Genomic DNA, 14,136 nt, shown 5'->3' on the forward strand with positions numbered 1-14,136 from the left:
CTATAGGTTTCTATCATCGAGACTTGGTATTAGAACCGAACCCATTCCCGCATCGAGGCAGGACAGAATGAGCGAACTGGAAACACTGGAACGGACACTGCTGGCGGACATCGATGCCGCCGGCGACGAAGGATCGATCGAAGCGGTGCGCGTTGGCGCGCTCGGCAAGAAGGGCTCGATCTCCGAGCTCCTGAAGACGCTCGGGACGATGACGCCGGAAGAACGCCAGACCCGCGGCGCCCAGATCAATGCGCTGAAGACCACGGTTGCAGACGCGATCACCGCCCGCAAGTCGGCGCTGAAGGACCAGGCGATTGCCGAGCGCCTTGCCCGCGAAACCGTCGATATCAGCCTGCCGGTGCGCTCGTCGCCGGCCGAGCGTGGCCGTATCCATCCGATCAGCCAGATTGTCGACGAGATCACCGCGATCTTCGGCGACATGGGCTTCTCGATTGCCGAAGGTCCCGACATCGAGACCGACTACTACAACTTCACGGCGCTGAACTTCCCGGAAGGCCACCCGGCCCGCGAGATGCACGACACTTTCTTCTTCAATGAAGACGAGAAGGGCGAGCGCAAGGTGCTGCGCACGCACACGTCGCCGGTGCAGATCCGCACGATGGAAGCGCAGGACCCACCGATCCGCATCATCATCCCCGGCAAGACCTATCGCCAGGATTCCGACGCCACCCACTCGCCGATGTTCCATCAGGTCGAAGGCCTTGTTGTCGACAAGTCGGCAAACGTCGCCAACATGCGCTGGGTGCTGGAAGAGTTCTGCAAGGCCTTCTTCGAGGTCGACCAGGTGACGATGCGCTTCCGCCCGTCGTTCTTCCCGTTCACCGAACCGTCGTTCGAAGTGGACATCCAGTGCGACCGCTCCGGCCCGATCGTCAAGTTCGGCGAGGGCACCGATTGGATGGAAATTCTCGGCTGCGGCATGGTGCACCCGAACGTGCTGCGCTCCGGCGGTCTCGATCCGGACGAGTATCAGGGGTTTGCCTGGGGCATGGGTCTCGATCGCATCGCCATGCTGAAATACGGCATGCCGGACCTGCGTGACTTCTTCAACGCCGACGTCCGCTGGATGAACCACTACGGCTTCCGCCCGCTTGACATGCCGACGCTGTTCGGCGGCCTTTCGGCCTGATCGCGCAAAATTAGGACACAGGTGAAATCATGAAATTCACGCTTTCCTGGCTCAAGGACCACCTTGAAACCGAAGCTTCGCTGGAAGAGATCTGCGCGCGCCTGACGATGATCGGGCTCGAGGTCGAGGACGTCGACGACAAGGCCGCCTACAAGCCATTCGTCATCGCCAAGGTCGTTTCCGCCGAGCAGCATCCGAATGCCGACAAGCTGAGGGTGCTGAAGGTCGACACCGGAACAGGCGCGCCAGTTCAGGTCGTCTGCGGCGCGCCCAACGCGCGCGCCGGCCTCGTCGGCGCTTTTGCTGCTGCTGGCACCTATGTGCCCGGCATCGACGTCACGCTCTCCGTCGGCAACATTCGCGGTGTCGAAAGCCACGGCATGATGTGCTCGGAAAAGGAGCTTGAAATCTCCGACGACCACAACGGCATCATCGACCTCCCGGACGATGCGCCCGTCGGCACGAGCTATGCGACTTACGCCGGCCTCGACGATCCGATGATCGAGATCAACCTGACCCCGAACCGCCCGGATTGCACCAGCGTCTACGGCATCGCCCGCGACCTTGCAGCCTCCGGCCTCGGCACGCTGAAGGCCCGCCCGGCGCCGTCCTTTGCGGTCGAAGGCGAGACCCCGGTCAAATTGACGATCGATCTTGGCGACGACCGGCACCTTTGCCCCGGCTTCGGCTTGCGCCTGGTGCGCGGTGTCAAGAACGGCCCGTCGCCAAAGTGGATGCAGCAGCGGCTGCTGTCGATCGGTCTTCGCCCGATCAACGCGCTGGTCGACATCACCAACTACATGACCTTCGACCAGGGCCGGCCGATGCACGTCTTCGACGCGGCCAAGGTTGCAGGCAACCTGACTGTGCGCCGTGCCAAGGACGGCGAAACCGTGCTTGCGCTCGACCAGCGCGAATACAAGCTCGGCCCGAACAACGTCGTCATATCTGACGAAAATGGCATCGAGTCGATCGGCGGCATCATGGGCGGCGAACACTCCGGCTGTGACGAAAACACCACCGAAGTCCTGATCGAATCGGCGCTCTGGGATCCGATGAACATCGCCAAATCCGGCCGCACGCTCGGCATCATCACCGATGCGCGCTACCGCTTCGAGCGCGGCGTCGACCCGGAATACATGGTGCCAGGCCTCGAGCGCACAACCGAACTGGTCGTAGAACTCTGCGGCGGCAAGCCGGCCAAGGCCGAAGTCGTCGGCTATGCGGGCTACACCGCGAAGATTGTCGATTTTCCGATGTCCGAGGTCAAGCGCCTGACCGGCCTTGAAGTGTCGTCCGAGGAGAGCGTCGCGATCCTGACGAAGCTCGGCTTCGGCGTCGAGGGTTCGGGCGAGCGCGTCAAGGTTTCGGTGCCGTCCTGGCGCCCTGACGTCGACGGCAAGGCCGATCTCGTCGAAGAGGTGATGCGCATCCACGGCGTCGACAACATCGTCGCCGCACCCCTGCCAAGCCATGGCACCGTCAACGGCAAGATCCTGACGACGCTGCAGATCCGCACCCGCCTTGCCAAGCGCGCGCTTGCAAGCCGCGGCATGCTCGAGGCCGTCACCTGGTCGTTCATTTCGGAGGATCAGGCCAAGCTCTTCGGCGGCGGTTCGCCGGCGCTCAAGCTTGCCAACCCGATTGCTGCCGATATGTCCGACATGCGCCCGTCGCTGTTGCCGGGCCTGCTGTCGGCGGCTCAGCGCAACGCCGACAAGGGTTTTGGCGACGTCGCGCTCTTCGAAGTCTCCGGCACCTACGAGGGTGACGGCCCGGACCAGCAGCGCCGCGTTGCCGGCGGCGTGCGCCGCGGCACCGCATCGCTCACCGGCGCCGGTCGTCTCTGGTCGAATGCGGCCAAGGGTGGCGGCAAGCCGGTTGACGTCTTCGACGCCAAGGCTGACGCGATCGCGGTGCTCGAAGCCTGCGGCGTGCCGATGGGCAATGTCCAGTTCGAAGCCGGTGGTCCGGCCTGGTATCACCCCGGCCGCTCCGGCACGATCAAGCTCGGCCCGAAGATTGTGCTCGGCTCCTTCGGCGAATTCCATCCGAAGACGCTCGAGGCGCTCGACGTTTCCGGCGCGCTCTGCGGCTTCGAGATCTATGTCGACGCCATGCCGGAACCGAAGAAGAAGGCGACCCGCACCAAGCCGGCCCTCGATCTTTCTTCGCTGCAGGCCGTCAAGCGCGACTTCGCCTTCGTCGTCGACAAGGGCGTAGAGGCAGGCGCGATCCTGCGCGCGGCCTCCGGTGCCGACCGCAAGCTGGTGACCGGCGTCAGCGTCTTCGACGTGTTTGAGGGGGCATCGCTCGGCGAGGGCAAGAAGTCGATCGCCATCGAAGTGACGATCCAGCCGATCGAGCGCACGCTGACCGACGAGGATTTCGAAGCCTTGACGGCCAAGATCGTCGCCAACGTCACCAAGACGACCGGCGGCGTGTTGCGCGCCTGAAGGCCGTTCAAGTCATAGTCGCTACAAAGGCCGCTGCTTGCAGCGGCCTTTTTGCATTCGGCGTCCGCACAGCATCGCATCGATGCCAGCCTCCGCTCGACCCGGTCATCAGCCGTGAAGATGGTAGATCTTGTTGACGATGACCCAGCGTCCGTCGATCTTGACCAGCGACAGATAGTCGGAAAAGCGCTCGCCGGCAAAGCTGTCGATCACCTTGACCGTCGCCGCGTCGCCGGCAATGTCGGTCATCTCCACATCCATTTCCGGCTGGGTCCCGGGCGGGGCGCCTCCCTGATCCAGAACCGCTTTGATGAAGCCGTCGCGCGTCATCCATTCGAGCGCGCCTCTGTAGTTGCCGATGATCGCCGCATCAGGGTGAAACGCCTTGCGCAACGCACCCTCGTTGGCAAAGGCCATGCCGTCGACATAGAGATGCACCACCGCGCTGATCGCCTGCTCGTCGGACATTCCCGCTCCTCCGCAATTGTTGGTCACGACGGAAGAGGTAGTGCGCCCGGCTCAAAATTCGATGGGGATATGCCCCGCCTCGGCAAGGAGGCGGGGCCTGGGCGTTCAACGATTGGTGAGCGCCAGCGACGCCTCGCTGTAGCGCTTCCCGGCAACGAGCGCCGGCGACAGCGCATCGCCCAACCGGGCGCGTTCGTCGACGGTGAGAACGATATCGGCCGCCGCCGCATTCTGTTCCAGGTGGTTGAGCTTTCTGGCGCCGGGAATGGGCACGATGAAGTCGCCCTGGTTGATCACCCAGGCGAGCGCCAGTTGCGCCGCGGTCACGCCTTTTTCGCGCGCGAGCGTCTCCAGGGTATCGACGAGGGCGGCATTGGCGCCGAGGTTTTCCGCCTGGAAACGCGGCAGTGAGCGGCGGAAATCGTCGGCGGCCAGATCGTCCGCCTTGCGGATCGTGCCCGTCAGCATGCCGCGCCCGAGCGGACTGTAGGGCACGAAGCCGATGCCGAGTTCGCGGCAGGCCGCAAGCACGTCCTCTTCCGGGTCACGCGTCCAGAGCGAATATTCGCTCTGAACCGCTGTGATCGGGTGCACCTTGTGGGCGCGGCGGATGGTTTCGGCGCTTGCCTCGGAAAGGCCGAGTGTGCGCACCTTGCCCTGGCGCACCAGATCGGCCATCGCGCCAACCGTTTCCTCGATCGGAACGGCGGGGTCGACGCGGTGCTGGTAGTAGAGATCGATCACATCGATCCCCAGCCTTTTCAGCGAGGCATCGGCCACGGCCCTGGCGTTTTCCGGACGTCCGTCGATGCCCTTGATCGCCTCTGCCGCCGGCTTGCCCGGCTCGATGCGGAAGCCGAATTTGGTAGCGATCGCCACCTGGTCACGCAAGGGTTTGAGCGCCTTGCCGACAAGCTTTTCATTCTCATAGGGGCCATAGACTTCGGCCGTGTCGAAGAAGGTGACGCCAAGGTCGACGGCGCGCTGCAGCGTGCGGATCGATTCCGCCTCGTCGGCACCGCCATAGGCAAAGCTCATGCCCATGCAGCCAAGACCGACGGCAGAGACGGTCAGTTCATTCCCGAGTTTGCGGGTCTTCATGTGGTGTCCTTTCGGGGTGGGGGCGGCCATGCAGGCGAGCTGAGGTGGCCCGCAAACGCATGGCATGGAACGCCCATCATTCGTCAGCGGCCTGCCAGCAGGATTTAAGCGGTGCTGCTTCTGCGTGCCGCGTGGCCGTGACGACAGTGAAAGAGTAGGCCCGTGGCGTACGCGTGAAAATCCCTGTCAATTCTCACGGGCCGTTCTATAATTTAGATCAATGAACAGAACCCAGCTTTCTCAACTAGCAGTCCTTGCCGCCGTTGCCGCCCATGGCAGCTTTCGCGGTGCCGCCCGCGAACTTGCGATAGCGCCTTCGGCGGTCAGTCATGCTGTTGGCAGTCTTGAGACAAGCCTTGGTGTTCGGCTTCTGGCGCGCACCACCCGCAGCGTCGCACCGACCGAGGAAGGGCGACGGCTCCTGGAGCGGCTCGCGCCGGCGCTCGACGAGATCGCCCACGCGCTGGAGGCCGTGGCCGATACGCGTGACCGGCCTGCCGGTAATCTGCGCATCACCGCGCCGCGGTTTGCCGCCGATCTCATCCTGGCGCCTCGGCTCGGCGAATTCCTCGATCGCTACCCGGACATCGTGCTGGAAATCGCCAATGAAGACGGCTTCACCGATATCGTCGAGGAGGGATACGACGCCGGCATTCGGCTGGGCGAAAGCCTCGAAGCCGATATGATCGCCGTCAAGGTCGGCCCGGAACTCGAAAGTGCTGTGGTCGCATCGCCCGATTACTTCGCGCGTTTCGGCAGGCCCTCGCACCCGCGCGATCTCGCCGCCCATCGCTGCATCCGGCGACGCTTTTCCAACGGCACGCTCTATCGCTGGGAGTTCGAGAGAGAGGGCGAGGAGCTGACGGTCGCAGTGGAGGGGCCGTTGATCCTCGGTGAAGACAGGCCGATCATCAAGGCGGCGATCGGTGGGGCAGGGCTTGCCTATCTCTTCCTCGCGCGCGTGGAAACTGCGATCGCCGAAGAACGGCTGATCCGCGTGCTCGACGACTGGTGTGCGCCCTATGCCGGCCCGTTTCTCTACTATCCCAGCCGGCGGCAGATGCGCCCGGCTCTTCGCGCCTTCATCGACTTCTTCAAGTATGCCGGATAGGGGGCGTCAGCCGAACGTGCCGAAATTCAGCTTGTAGCGCACGTGCTCGTCGGTTGCCGAATAGCGGTCATAGAGGCGGCGTGCCACCGCATTGTCCCGTTCCGTGTACCAGTAGAGCCGGTCCCAGTCCGACGCCTGGCAGAGCACGATCAGATCGTCGATCATCGCGCGGGCGACGCCCTTTCCGCGTGCCGACGGATCGACATAGAGATCCTCGATGTAGCAGACAGGGCGCCGGAAGAAGGTTGCCAGCTGTTCCTGGCAGATGGCGAAGCCGACCGGTTCGTCATCGAGAATGGCCAGCCGGGCAAAAAGCGGCGCTGCGGGATCGATCAGCCGGCTCCAGGTCAGGCCGATGATATCCTCGGCGAGTTCGGTGCCCGAGAAGGCGACATAGCCGGCCCACAGGCCGCGCCAGTGCGCTTCATCGCGGGCGGTCGCCGCCCGTACATTCAATGCCATGGCCTTCGTCTTGCCTCTGTTATTCGCTGACGTCGTTGAGCTTGCGCATGGCCTCATCGCTCAACGTCAGCTCCGCCGAGCGGATGAGGCTCGCCAGTTGGTCGAGATTGGTGGCGCTGGCGATGGGGGCGGTGATGCCCTTGCGATTTCGGACCCAGGCGAGTGCGATCTCCGCCTGCGTCGCTCCGGTTTCCTCCGCAAGTTCGTCGAGAACGCCGAGAATGCGCATGCCGCGGCCATCGAGATATTTCTCGACGCCGGAGCCGCGCGCTGAGCCCTCCAGATCCTTATGGGTGCGGTACTTGCCCGAGAGGAACCCGCGCGCCAGACCGAAATAGCTGATGACGCCGATTTCTTCGCTGACGCACAGATCGCGCACGGGGCCGTCGAAACTGTCGCGGTCGTAGAGATTGTATTCCGGCTGCAGCACCGCATAACGCGGCAGGCCGCCACTGGCGGCGACATCCAGCGCTTCGCGCAGTTGCAGCGAGTTGAGGTTCGAAGCGCCGATCGCGCGCACCTTGCCGTCAGACAGCAGCTGGTCGTAGGCGGCAAGCGTTTCTTCGTAAGGGGTTTCGGGATCGGGCCAGTGCGACAGGTAAAGGTCGATGTAATCCGTCTGCAGCCGCTTCAGCGAATCTTCGACCGCCTGCAGGATCCAGCGGCGCGACAACCCCTTGCGCTCAGGCCCAAGCTCGGAGCCGACCTTGGTGACGATGACGGCCTTGTCGCGGCTATGACCGGACTGTTTCAGCCATTTTCCGATGATCGTCTCGGATTCGCCGCCCTGGTTTCCTGGCGCCCAGGAGGAGTAGACGTCGGCGGTGTCGATGGCATTGAGGCCGGCATCGAAGAAGGCATCGAGCAGGGCGAAGGACGTCTTTTCGTCCGCCGTCCAGCCGAAGACATTGCCGCCGAAGACGAGCGGCGCGATTGCGAGGTCGGTGCGGCCAAGTCTGCGTTTTTCCATGGTTTCGCTCCATTGGACTGGATGAAAGCAAGTGCGCGATCGGGAGGATTGCCGGCAGGAACATAAGGCAAGCGAACGAAGTTTGTCACCTGCCGCCGGTCTTTTTTATCGCGTGTCGCCGCTTGATAGGTACGTACCTCGCCGCTAATCTCCGGCGCTTAATCAGGGAGCCCCGCCATGTTTCGTTTCGGAATTCTGTCTACGGCCAAGATCGGCCGCGATCTCGTCGTGCCCGCCATCCAGGACGCCGAGAACTGCGTCGTTTCGGCAGTTGCCAGTCGCGACCTTTCAAAGGCGCGCGCCATGGCCGACCGCTTTTCCGCGCCGCATGCCTTCGGCTCCTATGAGGAGATGCTCGCCTCCGACACGATCGATGCGGTCTATATCCCGCTGCCAACGTCGCAGCATGTGGACTGGACGATCAAGGCCGCCAATGCCGGCAAGCATGTGCTCTGCGAAAAGCCGATCGCACTTCGGGCGTCGGAGATCGATCAGCTGATTGCCGCGCGTGACCGCAACAAGGTGCTGATCGCCGAGGCCTTCATGGTCACCTACAGCCCCGTCTGGCGCAAGGTCCGCTCGCTGCTCGAAGAAGGGGCGATCGGCCGGCTGCGGCATGTGCAGGGTGCCTTCACCTATTTCAACCGCGACCCCGGCAACATGCGCAACATCCCGGCGCTCGGCGGCGGCGGCCTGCCGGATATCGGCGTCTACCCGACGATCACCACCCGTTTCGTCACGGGCAAGGAGCCGGTGCGCGTGCAGGCGAGCACCGACCGCGATCCGGAATTCGGCACCGACATCTATTCGAGCGTGCGCGCCGATTTCGGCGATTTCGAACTGAGCTTCTATATCTCCACCCAGCTTGCCGCCCGCCAGGTCATGGTCTTCCACGGCGACAAGGGCTTCATCGAGGTGAAGTCGCCGTTCAATGCCGACCGCTACGGTCGTGAGGAAGTGGAACTGACCAATCAGAACCACGCCCAGTCCCAGCTCTTCCGCTTCCAGGATGCGCGCCAGTACAAGCTGCAGGCCGAAGCGTTTGCGCGCGCGGCCAAGGGGGAGCAGGAGGAAGTTGTGACGCTCGAAAACTCCAGGCTTAACCAGAAGCTCATCGATGCCATCTACCGCGCCAGCGACAAGGACGGCTGGGAGAAGATCTGATCAGGCAAAACGCGTTTTCAGGCGGACTGTGAGGCAGCTTTCTATCGGGACTTGTGTCAGAGCGAATAGAAGAGCGCTTTCGCAGCTCTTCCCGGGCTGTTGAGGTCCCCAGGGAGCTGCAATTGCCACCGGCTTGCGTCGGCGGCCTTGCAAGAATGACAATGTGATTGCGCCTTCCGACCTGTCTCCAGTCATCCTCGGGCTTGACCCGAGGATCCAGCCTTCCCCATGGTGTGCGGCTTGAGGGTACTGGATGCTCGGGTCAAGCCCGAGCATGACGGAGAAGGTGATCTGCTTGCGATCTGTTTCACCCAGCGCGCATTTGTCAGCGGGCTTTTGTCCCCGCGGCTTCACGCAAGCGCTGCGCGCTCCCTCGAAAACCCTTTCAGCTTGAAGAACAGGAAGTCGGCGACCCCGATGATGCCGATGATCACGAGGCCGACGCCGATGGCGGTGAGTGAGTTGTAGGCGGTCGCCAGCAGCGCGAGGCTTGCGACCTGCCACAGGATGTCGCCGCCGATGCTGACACGGGCAGCAGTCGATACAGGCCCGCCGTTGCGGGCGGCGGCGAGATGGAAAATGCCCCAGGCAAACAGTCCGACGCCGAGCAGCTTCATCATCAAGGGTGTGGCGGCCGGGCTGATCAAGACGGCGAGCGGTGCCGCGTCGACGATTAGGATCGCGCCGACGAGGAGCGAAAATGCGCCGTCGGCGATGAAGGTCTTGTTGAGCAGGCTGCGGTTGGAAAGGGTCAACATATCAGGCTCCATTGGTTGTCGATGCCAGGAGTTTGCTGCCGCAGGATCATGAAACCAATTACCTCAGGGGTAATGCGTTCCTTACGCCGGGTGTGTGCATGCATTGCCTCGGCATAATTGTTTCCATTACCCAGGACGTAATGGATTTTCCCTGGCGTCTGCGCCAATCTGCCGGCGCAACGGAGATCGGGATCGATGGAATTCGGCAATCATCTGAAGGAATGGCGCGGGCATCGCCGCATGAGCCAGCTCGACCTCGCGGTCGCCGCCGGCATCTCGACGCGACACCTCTCCTTCCTCGAGACCGGCCGCTCGAAGCCGTCGGAAGGCATGATCCTGCGGCTGGCCTCGGTGCTCGACATTCCCGCGCGCGACCAGGGCACACTGTTTTCCGCTGCCGGCTTCCGTCCGCGCATGACGACCCGTCCTGCTTCGGGCCTCGATGCCATGCCGCCGGCCGTTGCCAATGCCATCCGGCTGATCCTGGCGCGCCACGATCCCTATCCGGGCCTGGTGCTCGATCACGAATACACGCTGCTGATCGTCAACCCGGCGTTGGCGGCGCTCGCCGTTTCGGCCGATGTCCCGTTCAACCCCGGCCAGAACTTTCTCGATGCCTTTCTTTCCTCGGAGAATGTCCGCTCCCTCGTCGTCAATTGGGAGGCGGCCGCGGCCGACCTGGTCCAGCGCGTGCGCACCGAAGCCTGGCTACAGGGGCCAAGGAGCCGTCTTGGCAAGCGGCTCGAGAGGCTTGCGGCCGATCCCGCCGTCAAGCGTGCGGTCGAAAACTATCCGGATACCGACCGTCTGCCGGTCTTGCCAGTCGAGTTGCGGGTCGGGCCGGTGACCTTGAGCTTCATCACCACGCTCCAGACCTTCGGCTCGACGCAGGACGCCCTGGTGGAAGGTGTGCTGATCGAATCCTTCTTTCCCGCTGACGAGGAAACGAAAAACTTCTTCGAAAGAAAGGGCTGAACGGGCCTAGCGGTCGTGTGACAATCCGACGGCGATGGCGCCGCACAATGCGAGCGCGACACCCATGTTGTAGCCGCCAATCGCCGCCGCAATCTCCAGCCAATTGTCGGTTCCGGCGATCGAGCCGGACAGTGCGCCCGCAGCAGCCAACGCCACGGCAATGAGCACGCAGACCGGCGCCGACCGCAGGCAGCAGGTGGCAATGCCAAGAACGAAGGCGGCTATGACGATCATGGAATTCCGTTTCTGGAAGGATGCCGATCATCCTGCCGCAACGGCGCTAAATTTCGTTTAACCGACGCGGCCAACTCTAGCCATGTCCGCTTCAAGCGCGCTTGAAATGGCAAAAGGTCTGTTGAGCGTGGCGCCAAAGGCTGGCCTTCGGCAGGCGCTGGCGGCAAACTGGTGCCATGAGCTCCATCTTCGACAACGATTCTCCGAGCAATCTCGCCGAATACTCGGTCTCCGAGCTTTCCGGCTCGATCAAGCGCACGGTCGAGCAGGCCTTCGATCAGGTCCGCGTGCGCGGCGAAATCTCGGGCTATCGCGGTCCGCACTCCTCGGGGCACGCCTATTTCGCGCTCAAGGACGACCGGGCACGCATCGATGCGGTGATCTGGAAGGGCACGTTCTCGCGCCTTCGTTTCCGCCCGGAAGAGGGCATGGAAGTGATCGCCACCGGCAAGGTCACGACCTTCCCCGGGTCGTCGAAATACCAGATCGTCATCGAGACGCTGGAGCCGGCAGGCGCCGGCGCGCTGATGGCACTGCTCGAAGAGCGCAAGCGCAAACTGGGCGCCGAAGGCCTGTTCGACGCGGCGCGCAAACGACCGCTGCCCTATATGCCCAGGGTGATCGGCGTGGTGACCTCGCCGACCGGCGCCGTCATTCGCGATATCCTCCACCGCATCGCCGACCGCTTCCCTGTGCACGTGGTCGTGTGGCCCGTCAGGGTTCAGGGCGAAGGATCTGGAGACGAAGTGGCGGCGGCCATTCGCGGCTTCAACGAATGCGAACCCGGCGGGCCGATCGCCCGGCCGGACGTCCTGATCGTCGCGCGCGGCGGCGGCAGTCTCGAAGACCTCTGGGGGTTCAACGACGAGGCGGTCGTGCGGGCGGCAGCCGCGTCCGTCATCCCCTTGATCTCGGCCGTCGGCCACGAGACCGACTGGACGCTGATCGACTATGCCGCCGACCAGCGGGCACCGACCCCGACCGGGGCAGCGGAAATGGCCGTTCCGGTCAAGGCCGATCTTGAAGCTGAGGTTTCCGGCCTTTCGGCGCGGTTGAAAGCCGGCATGGTCAGGCAGATGGAAAACCGCCGTCAGGCGGTGCGATCGCTTGCCCGGGCGCTGCCGTCGCTCGACCAACTGCTGGCACTGCCGCGCCGCCGTTTCGACGAGGCCGCTCTCGGCCTCGGGCGCGGCCTGATGATGAACACCGTAAACAAGCGCCGGCTGTTCGAGCGCGCTTCCGCCGAACTCAGGCCGGATCTGCTCAAGGCAAGGCTCGGCGATCGCCGGCAGCGGATCAACGATGCGATGAGCCGTGCGGACCGGGTCGTCGAACGGCAGGTGCACCGGGGGCAGTCGCGCGTGTCGGCGGCGGATGCCGCGCTGCGCGGACTACCCTCGCGCCTGCTCGCCCAGATCCATCGTTCGACCGATCTTGTCGCCGGTCTTGCAGCCCGCTCCGACGCAGCAATCCGCACGGATATCCGCCGGTTGACGGGCGTCATCGCCGCGCAGGACCGCATCCTGCAGTCGCTGTCCTATCGCAATGTCCTGCAACGCGGTTTTGCGCTGGTGCGCGACGGGGAGGGTGGTCCGGTTCGCCAGGCTGCCGCCATCGCGCCTGGCATGGCGCTGTCGCTGGAATTTGCCGACGGCAGCGTTTCGGCGATCGCCGGTGAAGGCGGTGAGCCACCGGCGCAGGCGGCCACCAGGAAGAAGCAGCCGAAACCCGGTAATCCCGGCGGCGATCCGCCGAAACAGGGCAACCTGTTCTAGCGGAGCGTAACGCCATACGGTCGCAAATGCGGTCCGTTGCGCGCCGATCCGCTTGGGTGTGCCTGCCTTCATCCGCCTGTTGCGGGAACGGCATACCCCGACCGACAGCGGCATTCAGCGGAACGGACATCAGACATGGTCGAACGAGCCAGGATCATCTTCATTCACGGCGCTTCCAGCAGCGGAAAATCCACGCTGGCGCGTGCGGTCCAGGCGCAGCTCAACGAACCGTTCTGGCATGTTTCGATCGATCATCTTCGTGACTCGGGCATGGTGCCGATGGAACGGTTCAGGCGCGGCGACTTTCGCTGGAAGGAATACCGGGCCCGTTTCTTCGATGGGTTCCACCGCTCTCTGGTCGCCTATGCCTCGGCCGGCAACAATCTCCTGCTGGAGCATATTCTCGAGGAGCCCGGCTTGGCGTCTGACCTGGCGTTGATGCTCGAGCCTTTCGATGTCTTCTTCGTCGGGCTTCACTGCGAGCTCGAGGAGCTCGTCCGGCGGGAAACGCTGCGCGCGGACAGGCCGATCGGCAGTGCCGCAGACGATTTTCATCGGATCCACGAGGGGCAGCGCTACGACCTTGAGCTTTCTTCGGGACGGCCCGTTGAAGAGAACGTCGCGCAACTGATGTCTGCCTGGGTGTCGCGACGTTCGCCAACCGTTTTCGAGGCGCTTGCGCTGGAAGCACGGGCGTCACGCACCGACCGGTCTGCCTGACTGGGCGGATTTTCCCGGATCCGCAGACGCCCGGAAAGCCGTTGCCTTGCTGGCGTCGGGTTTCCTGTCCTGGAGAAGCACAGTTCTTTGCAAGTGGAGCGAATATGGTTGCAACGAGCTGATTTTTCACAGCATTTGTTCTGCGATCATTTTGATGCCAGCTCTATGCCATGGGAAATAATGGATGCGCATTCTGCTCGTGCTTGCCCACCCGCTCGAAGACAGCTTTGCCGCAAGCGTTGCCCGGCAAGCGCATGAGGTGCTTGTCGGCGGTGGCCATTCCGTCGATCTGCTCGATCTTTATCGCGAGGATTTCGATCCGAGGCTGAGCAAGGCGGAGCGCGACAGCTATTTCACTGAGAACTACGACGCCAGCCTGACGGCCGGGCTGATCGCGCGGCTACAGGCAGCCGATGGGATCGTTCTGGTCTTTCCGCAATGGTGGTTCAATTTCCCGGCGATCCTGAAAGGCTTCTTCGATCGCGTCTTCGTGCCGGGCGTCGCTTTCGACAACGATCCGGCCGGCGGCCGCATCATCCCGCGGCTTAAGAACATCAAGCTATTCTGGGCGTTGACGACGACCGGATCGCCCTGGTGGGTGGTGCATCTCTATATGGGCAATCCCGTGCGGCGGCTGTTGAAGCGCGGCATCGCCGCCTTCTGCGCCAAGGGTCTCGATTTCCGCATGCTCAGCCTGCACGACATGGACCGGGCAACCGACGAGAAGCGCAAGGCGCATCTGGCGCGCGTGCGCCGACTGGCGGCAAGGATCTGAGCCGGTCTGTTCGCCCG

Annotated in this window: 14 protein-coding genes; 8 read left to right on the forward strand and 6 right to left on the reverse strand. The window is 63.5% G+C overall.

Annotated elements, in window-relative coordinates; all coding sequences use genetic code 11:
• The first annotated feature begins 67 nt into the window (after positions 1-67).
• Together pheS and pheT are read left to right on the forward strand one after the other, a co-directional pair.
• Positions 68-1,150 (forward strand): phenylalanine--tRNA ligase subunit alpha, encoded by a 1,083-nt coding sequence (gene pheS / locus LPJGGPFB_RS03130; protein WP_173418689.1) that lies wholly within the window; start codon positions 68-70, stop codon positions 1,148-1,150.
• A gap of 29 nt (positions 1,151-1,179) precedes the next feature.
• Positions 1,180-3,606 carry a phenylalanine--tRNA ligase subunit beta gene (gene pheT / locus LPJGGPFB_RS03135; RefSeq protein WP_173418690.1) on the forward strand — a complete coding sequence of 809 codons (2,427 nt, stop codon included), beginning with the start codon at positions 1,180-1,182 and terminating at the stop codon, positions 3,604-3,606.
• Between the two features lie 108 nt (positions 3,607-3,714).
• Here pheT and LPJGGPFB_RS03140 read toward each other — a convergent pair whose 3' ends face one another.
• Together LPJGGPFB_RS03140 and LPJGGPFB_RS03145 are read right to left on the reverse strand one after the other, a co-directional pair.
• On the reverse strand, positions 3,715-4,074 hold the full coding sequence (locus LPJGGPFB_RS03140) for a nuclear transport factor 2 family protein (RefSeq protein ID WP_173418691.1): 360 nt from the start codon (positions 4,072-4,074) through the stop codon (positions 3,715-3,717).
• A 105-nt stretch (positions 4,075-4,179) separates the two neighbouring features.
• Positions 4,180-5,175 carry an aldo/keto reductase gene (locus LPJGGPFB_RS03145; RefSeq protein ID WP_173418692.1) on the reverse strand — a complete coding sequence of 332 codons (996 nt, stop codon included), beginning with the start codon at positions 5,173-5,175 and terminating at the stop codon, positions 4,180-4,182.
• 220 nt (positions 5,176-5,395) lie between these two features.
• Here LPJGGPFB_RS03145 and LPJGGPFB_RS03150 point away from each other — a divergent pair, with 220 nt between their 5' ends.
• Positions 5,396-6,286 (forward strand): LysR family transcriptional regulator, encoded by an 891-nt coding sequence (locus tag LPJGGPFB_RS03150; RefSeq protein ID WP_173418693.1) that lies wholly within the window; start codon positions 5,396-5,398, stop codon positions 6,284-6,286.
• Between the two features lie 6 nt (positions 6,287-6,292).
• On the opposite strand, the gene LPJGGPFB_RS03155 is transcribed toward LPJGGPFB_RS03150, so the two are convergent.
• Together LPJGGPFB_RS03155 and LPJGGPFB_RS03160 are read right to left on the reverse strand one after the other, a co-directional pair.
• Positions 6,293-6,748 (reverse strand): GNAT family N-acetyltransferase, encoded by a 456-nt coding sequence (locus LPJGGPFB_RS03155; RefSeq protein ID WP_173418694.1) that lies wholly within the window; start codon positions 6,746-6,748, stop codon positions 6,293-6,295.
• Positions 6,749-6,767: 19 nt separating this feature from the next.
• The gene (locus LPJGGPFB_RS03160) at positions 6,768-7,718 is read right to left on the reverse strand and encodes an aldo/keto reductase (RefSeq protein WP_173418695.1); all 951 of its coding nucleotides are present in this window, start codon (positions 7,716-7,718) and stop codon (positions 6,768-6,770) included.
• 177 nt (positions 7,719-7,895) lie between these two features.
• Between LPJGGPFB_RS03160 and LPJGGPFB_RS03165 the strand changes: the two genes are divergently transcribed.
• On the forward strand, positions 7,896-8,882 hold the full coding sequence (locus LPJGGPFB_RS03165; RefSeq protein WP_173418696.1) for a Gfo/Idh/MocA family protein: 987 nt from the start codon (positions 7,896-7,898) through the stop codon (positions 8,880-8,882).
• Between the two features lie 350 nt (positions 8,883-9,232).
• Here the strand turns inward: LPJGGPFB_RS03165 and LPJGGPFB_RS03170 are convergent, their stop codons facing one another.
• The gene (locus tag LPJGGPFB_RS03170; RefSeq protein WP_173418697.1) at positions 9,233-9,640 is read right to left on the reverse strand and encodes a hypothetical protein; all 408 of its coding nucleotides are present in this window, start codon (positions 9,638-9,640) and stop codon (positions 9,233-9,235) included.
• A 195-nt stretch (positions 9,641-9,835) separates the two neighbouring features.
• Between LPJGGPFB_RS03170 and LPJGGPFB_RS03175 the strand changes: the two genes are divergently transcribed.
• Positions 9,836-10,615 (forward strand): helix-turn-helix transcriptional regulator, encoded by a 780-nt coding sequence (locus LPJGGPFB_RS03175; protein WP_173418698.1) that lies wholly within the window; start codon positions 9,836-9,838, stop codon positions 10,613-10,615.
• Between the two features lie 6 nt (positions 10,616-10,621).
• On the opposite strand, the gene LPJGGPFB_RS03180 is transcribed toward LPJGGPFB_RS03175, so the two are convergent.
• Positions 10,622-10,849 (reverse strand): hypothetical protein, encoded by a 228-nt coding sequence (locus LPJGGPFB_RS03180; protein WP_173418699.1) that lies wholly within the window; start codon positions 10,847-10,849, stop codon positions 10,622-10,624.
• Positions 10,850-11,025: 176 nt separating this feature from the next.
• On the opposite strand from LPJGGPFB_RS03180, the gene xseA reads away from it, so the two are divergent.
• From xseA to LPJGGPFB_RS03195, 3 genes are all read left to right on the forward strand, one after another.
• A complete protein-coding gene (gene xseA, locus LPJGGPFB_RS03185; protein WP_173418700.1) occupies positions 11,026-12,624 on the forward strand; it encodes an exodeoxyribonuclease VII large subunit in 1,599 nt (532 codons plus the stop codon).
• 135 nt (positions 12,625-12,759) lie between these two features.
• Positions 12,760-13,344, forward strand: coding sequence for a chloramphenicol phosphotransferase CPT family protein (locus LPJGGPFB_RS03190; RefSeq protein WP_173418701.1), 585 nt, complete (start codon positions 12,760-12,762; stop codon positions 13,342-13,344).
• Between the two features lie 184 nt (positions 13,345-13,528).
• Positions 13,529-14,119 carry an NAD(P)H-dependent oxidoreductase gene (locus LPJGGPFB_RS03195; RefSeq protein ID WP_173418702.1) on the forward strand — a complete coding sequence of 197 codons (591 nt, stop codon included), beginning with the start codon at positions 13,529-13,531 and terminating at the stop codon, positions 14,117-14,119.
• The last annotated feature ends 17 nt before the right edge of the window (positions 14,120-14,136 follow it).

The organism is Ensifer adhaerens, from assembly GCF_013283195.1.
In the GTDB taxonomy this organism is placed as follows: domain Bacteria; phylum Pseudomonadota; class Alphaproteobacteria; order Rhizobiales; family Rhizobiaceae; genus Ensifer; species Ensifer adhaerens_G.

Coding starts and splice junctions, on each gene's coding strand:
- pheS (WP_173418689.1), top strand. CDS start 68: ATGAGCGAACTGGAAACACTGGAACGGACACTGCTGGCGGACATCGAT.
- pheT (WP_173418690.1), top strand. CDS start 1,180: ATGAAATTCACGCTTTCCTGGCTCAAGGACCACCTTGAAACCGAAGCT.
- LPJGGPFB_RS03140 (WP_173418691.1), bottom strand. CDS start 4,074: ATGTCCGACGAGCAGGCGATCAGCGCGGTGGTGCATCTCTATGTCGAC.
- LPJGGPFB_RS03145 (WP_173418692.1), bottom strand. CDS start 5,175: ATGAAGACCCGCAAACTCGGGAATGAACTGACCGTCTCTGCCGTCGGT.
- LPJGGPFB_RS03150 (WP_173418693.1), top strand. CDS start 5,396: ATGAACAGAACCCAGCTTTCTCAACTAGCAGTCCTTGCCGCCGTTGCC.
- LPJGGPFB_RS03155 (WP_173418694.1), bottom strand. CDS start 6,748: ATGGCATTGAATGTACGGGCGGCGACCGCCCGCGATGAAGCGCACTGG.
- LPJGGPFB_RS03160 (WP_173418695.1), bottom strand. CDS start 7,718: ATGGAAAAACGCAGACTTGGCCGCACCGACCTCGCAATCGCGCCGCTC.
- LPJGGPFB_RS03165 (WP_173418696.1), top strand. CDS start 7,896: ATGTTTCGTTTCGGAATTCTGTCTACGGCCAAGATCGGCCGCGATCTC.
- LPJGGPFB_RS03170 (WP_173418697.1), bottom strand. CDS start 9,640: ATGTTGACCCTTTCCAACCGCAGCCTGCTCAACAAGACCTTCATCGCC.
- LPJGGPFB_RS03175 (WP_173418698.1), top strand. CDS start 9,836: ATGGAATTCGGCAATCATCTGAAGGAATGGCGCGGGCATCGCCGCATG.
- LPJGGPFB_RS03180 (WP_173418699.1), bottom strand. CDS start 10,849: ATGATCGTCATAGCCGCCTTCGTTCTTGGCATTGCCACCTGCTGCCTG.
- xseA (WP_173418700.1), top strand. CDS start 11,026: ATGAGCTCCATCTTCGACAACGATTCTCCGAGCAATCTCGCCGAATAC.
- LPJGGPFB_RS03190 (WP_173418701.1), top strand. CDS start 12,760: ATGGTCGAACGAGCCAGGATCATCTTCATTCACGGCGCTTCCAGCAGC.
- LPJGGPFB_RS03195 (WP_173418702.1), top strand. CDS start 13,529: ATGCGCATTCTGCTCGTGCTTGCCCACCCGCTCGAAGACAGCTTTGCC.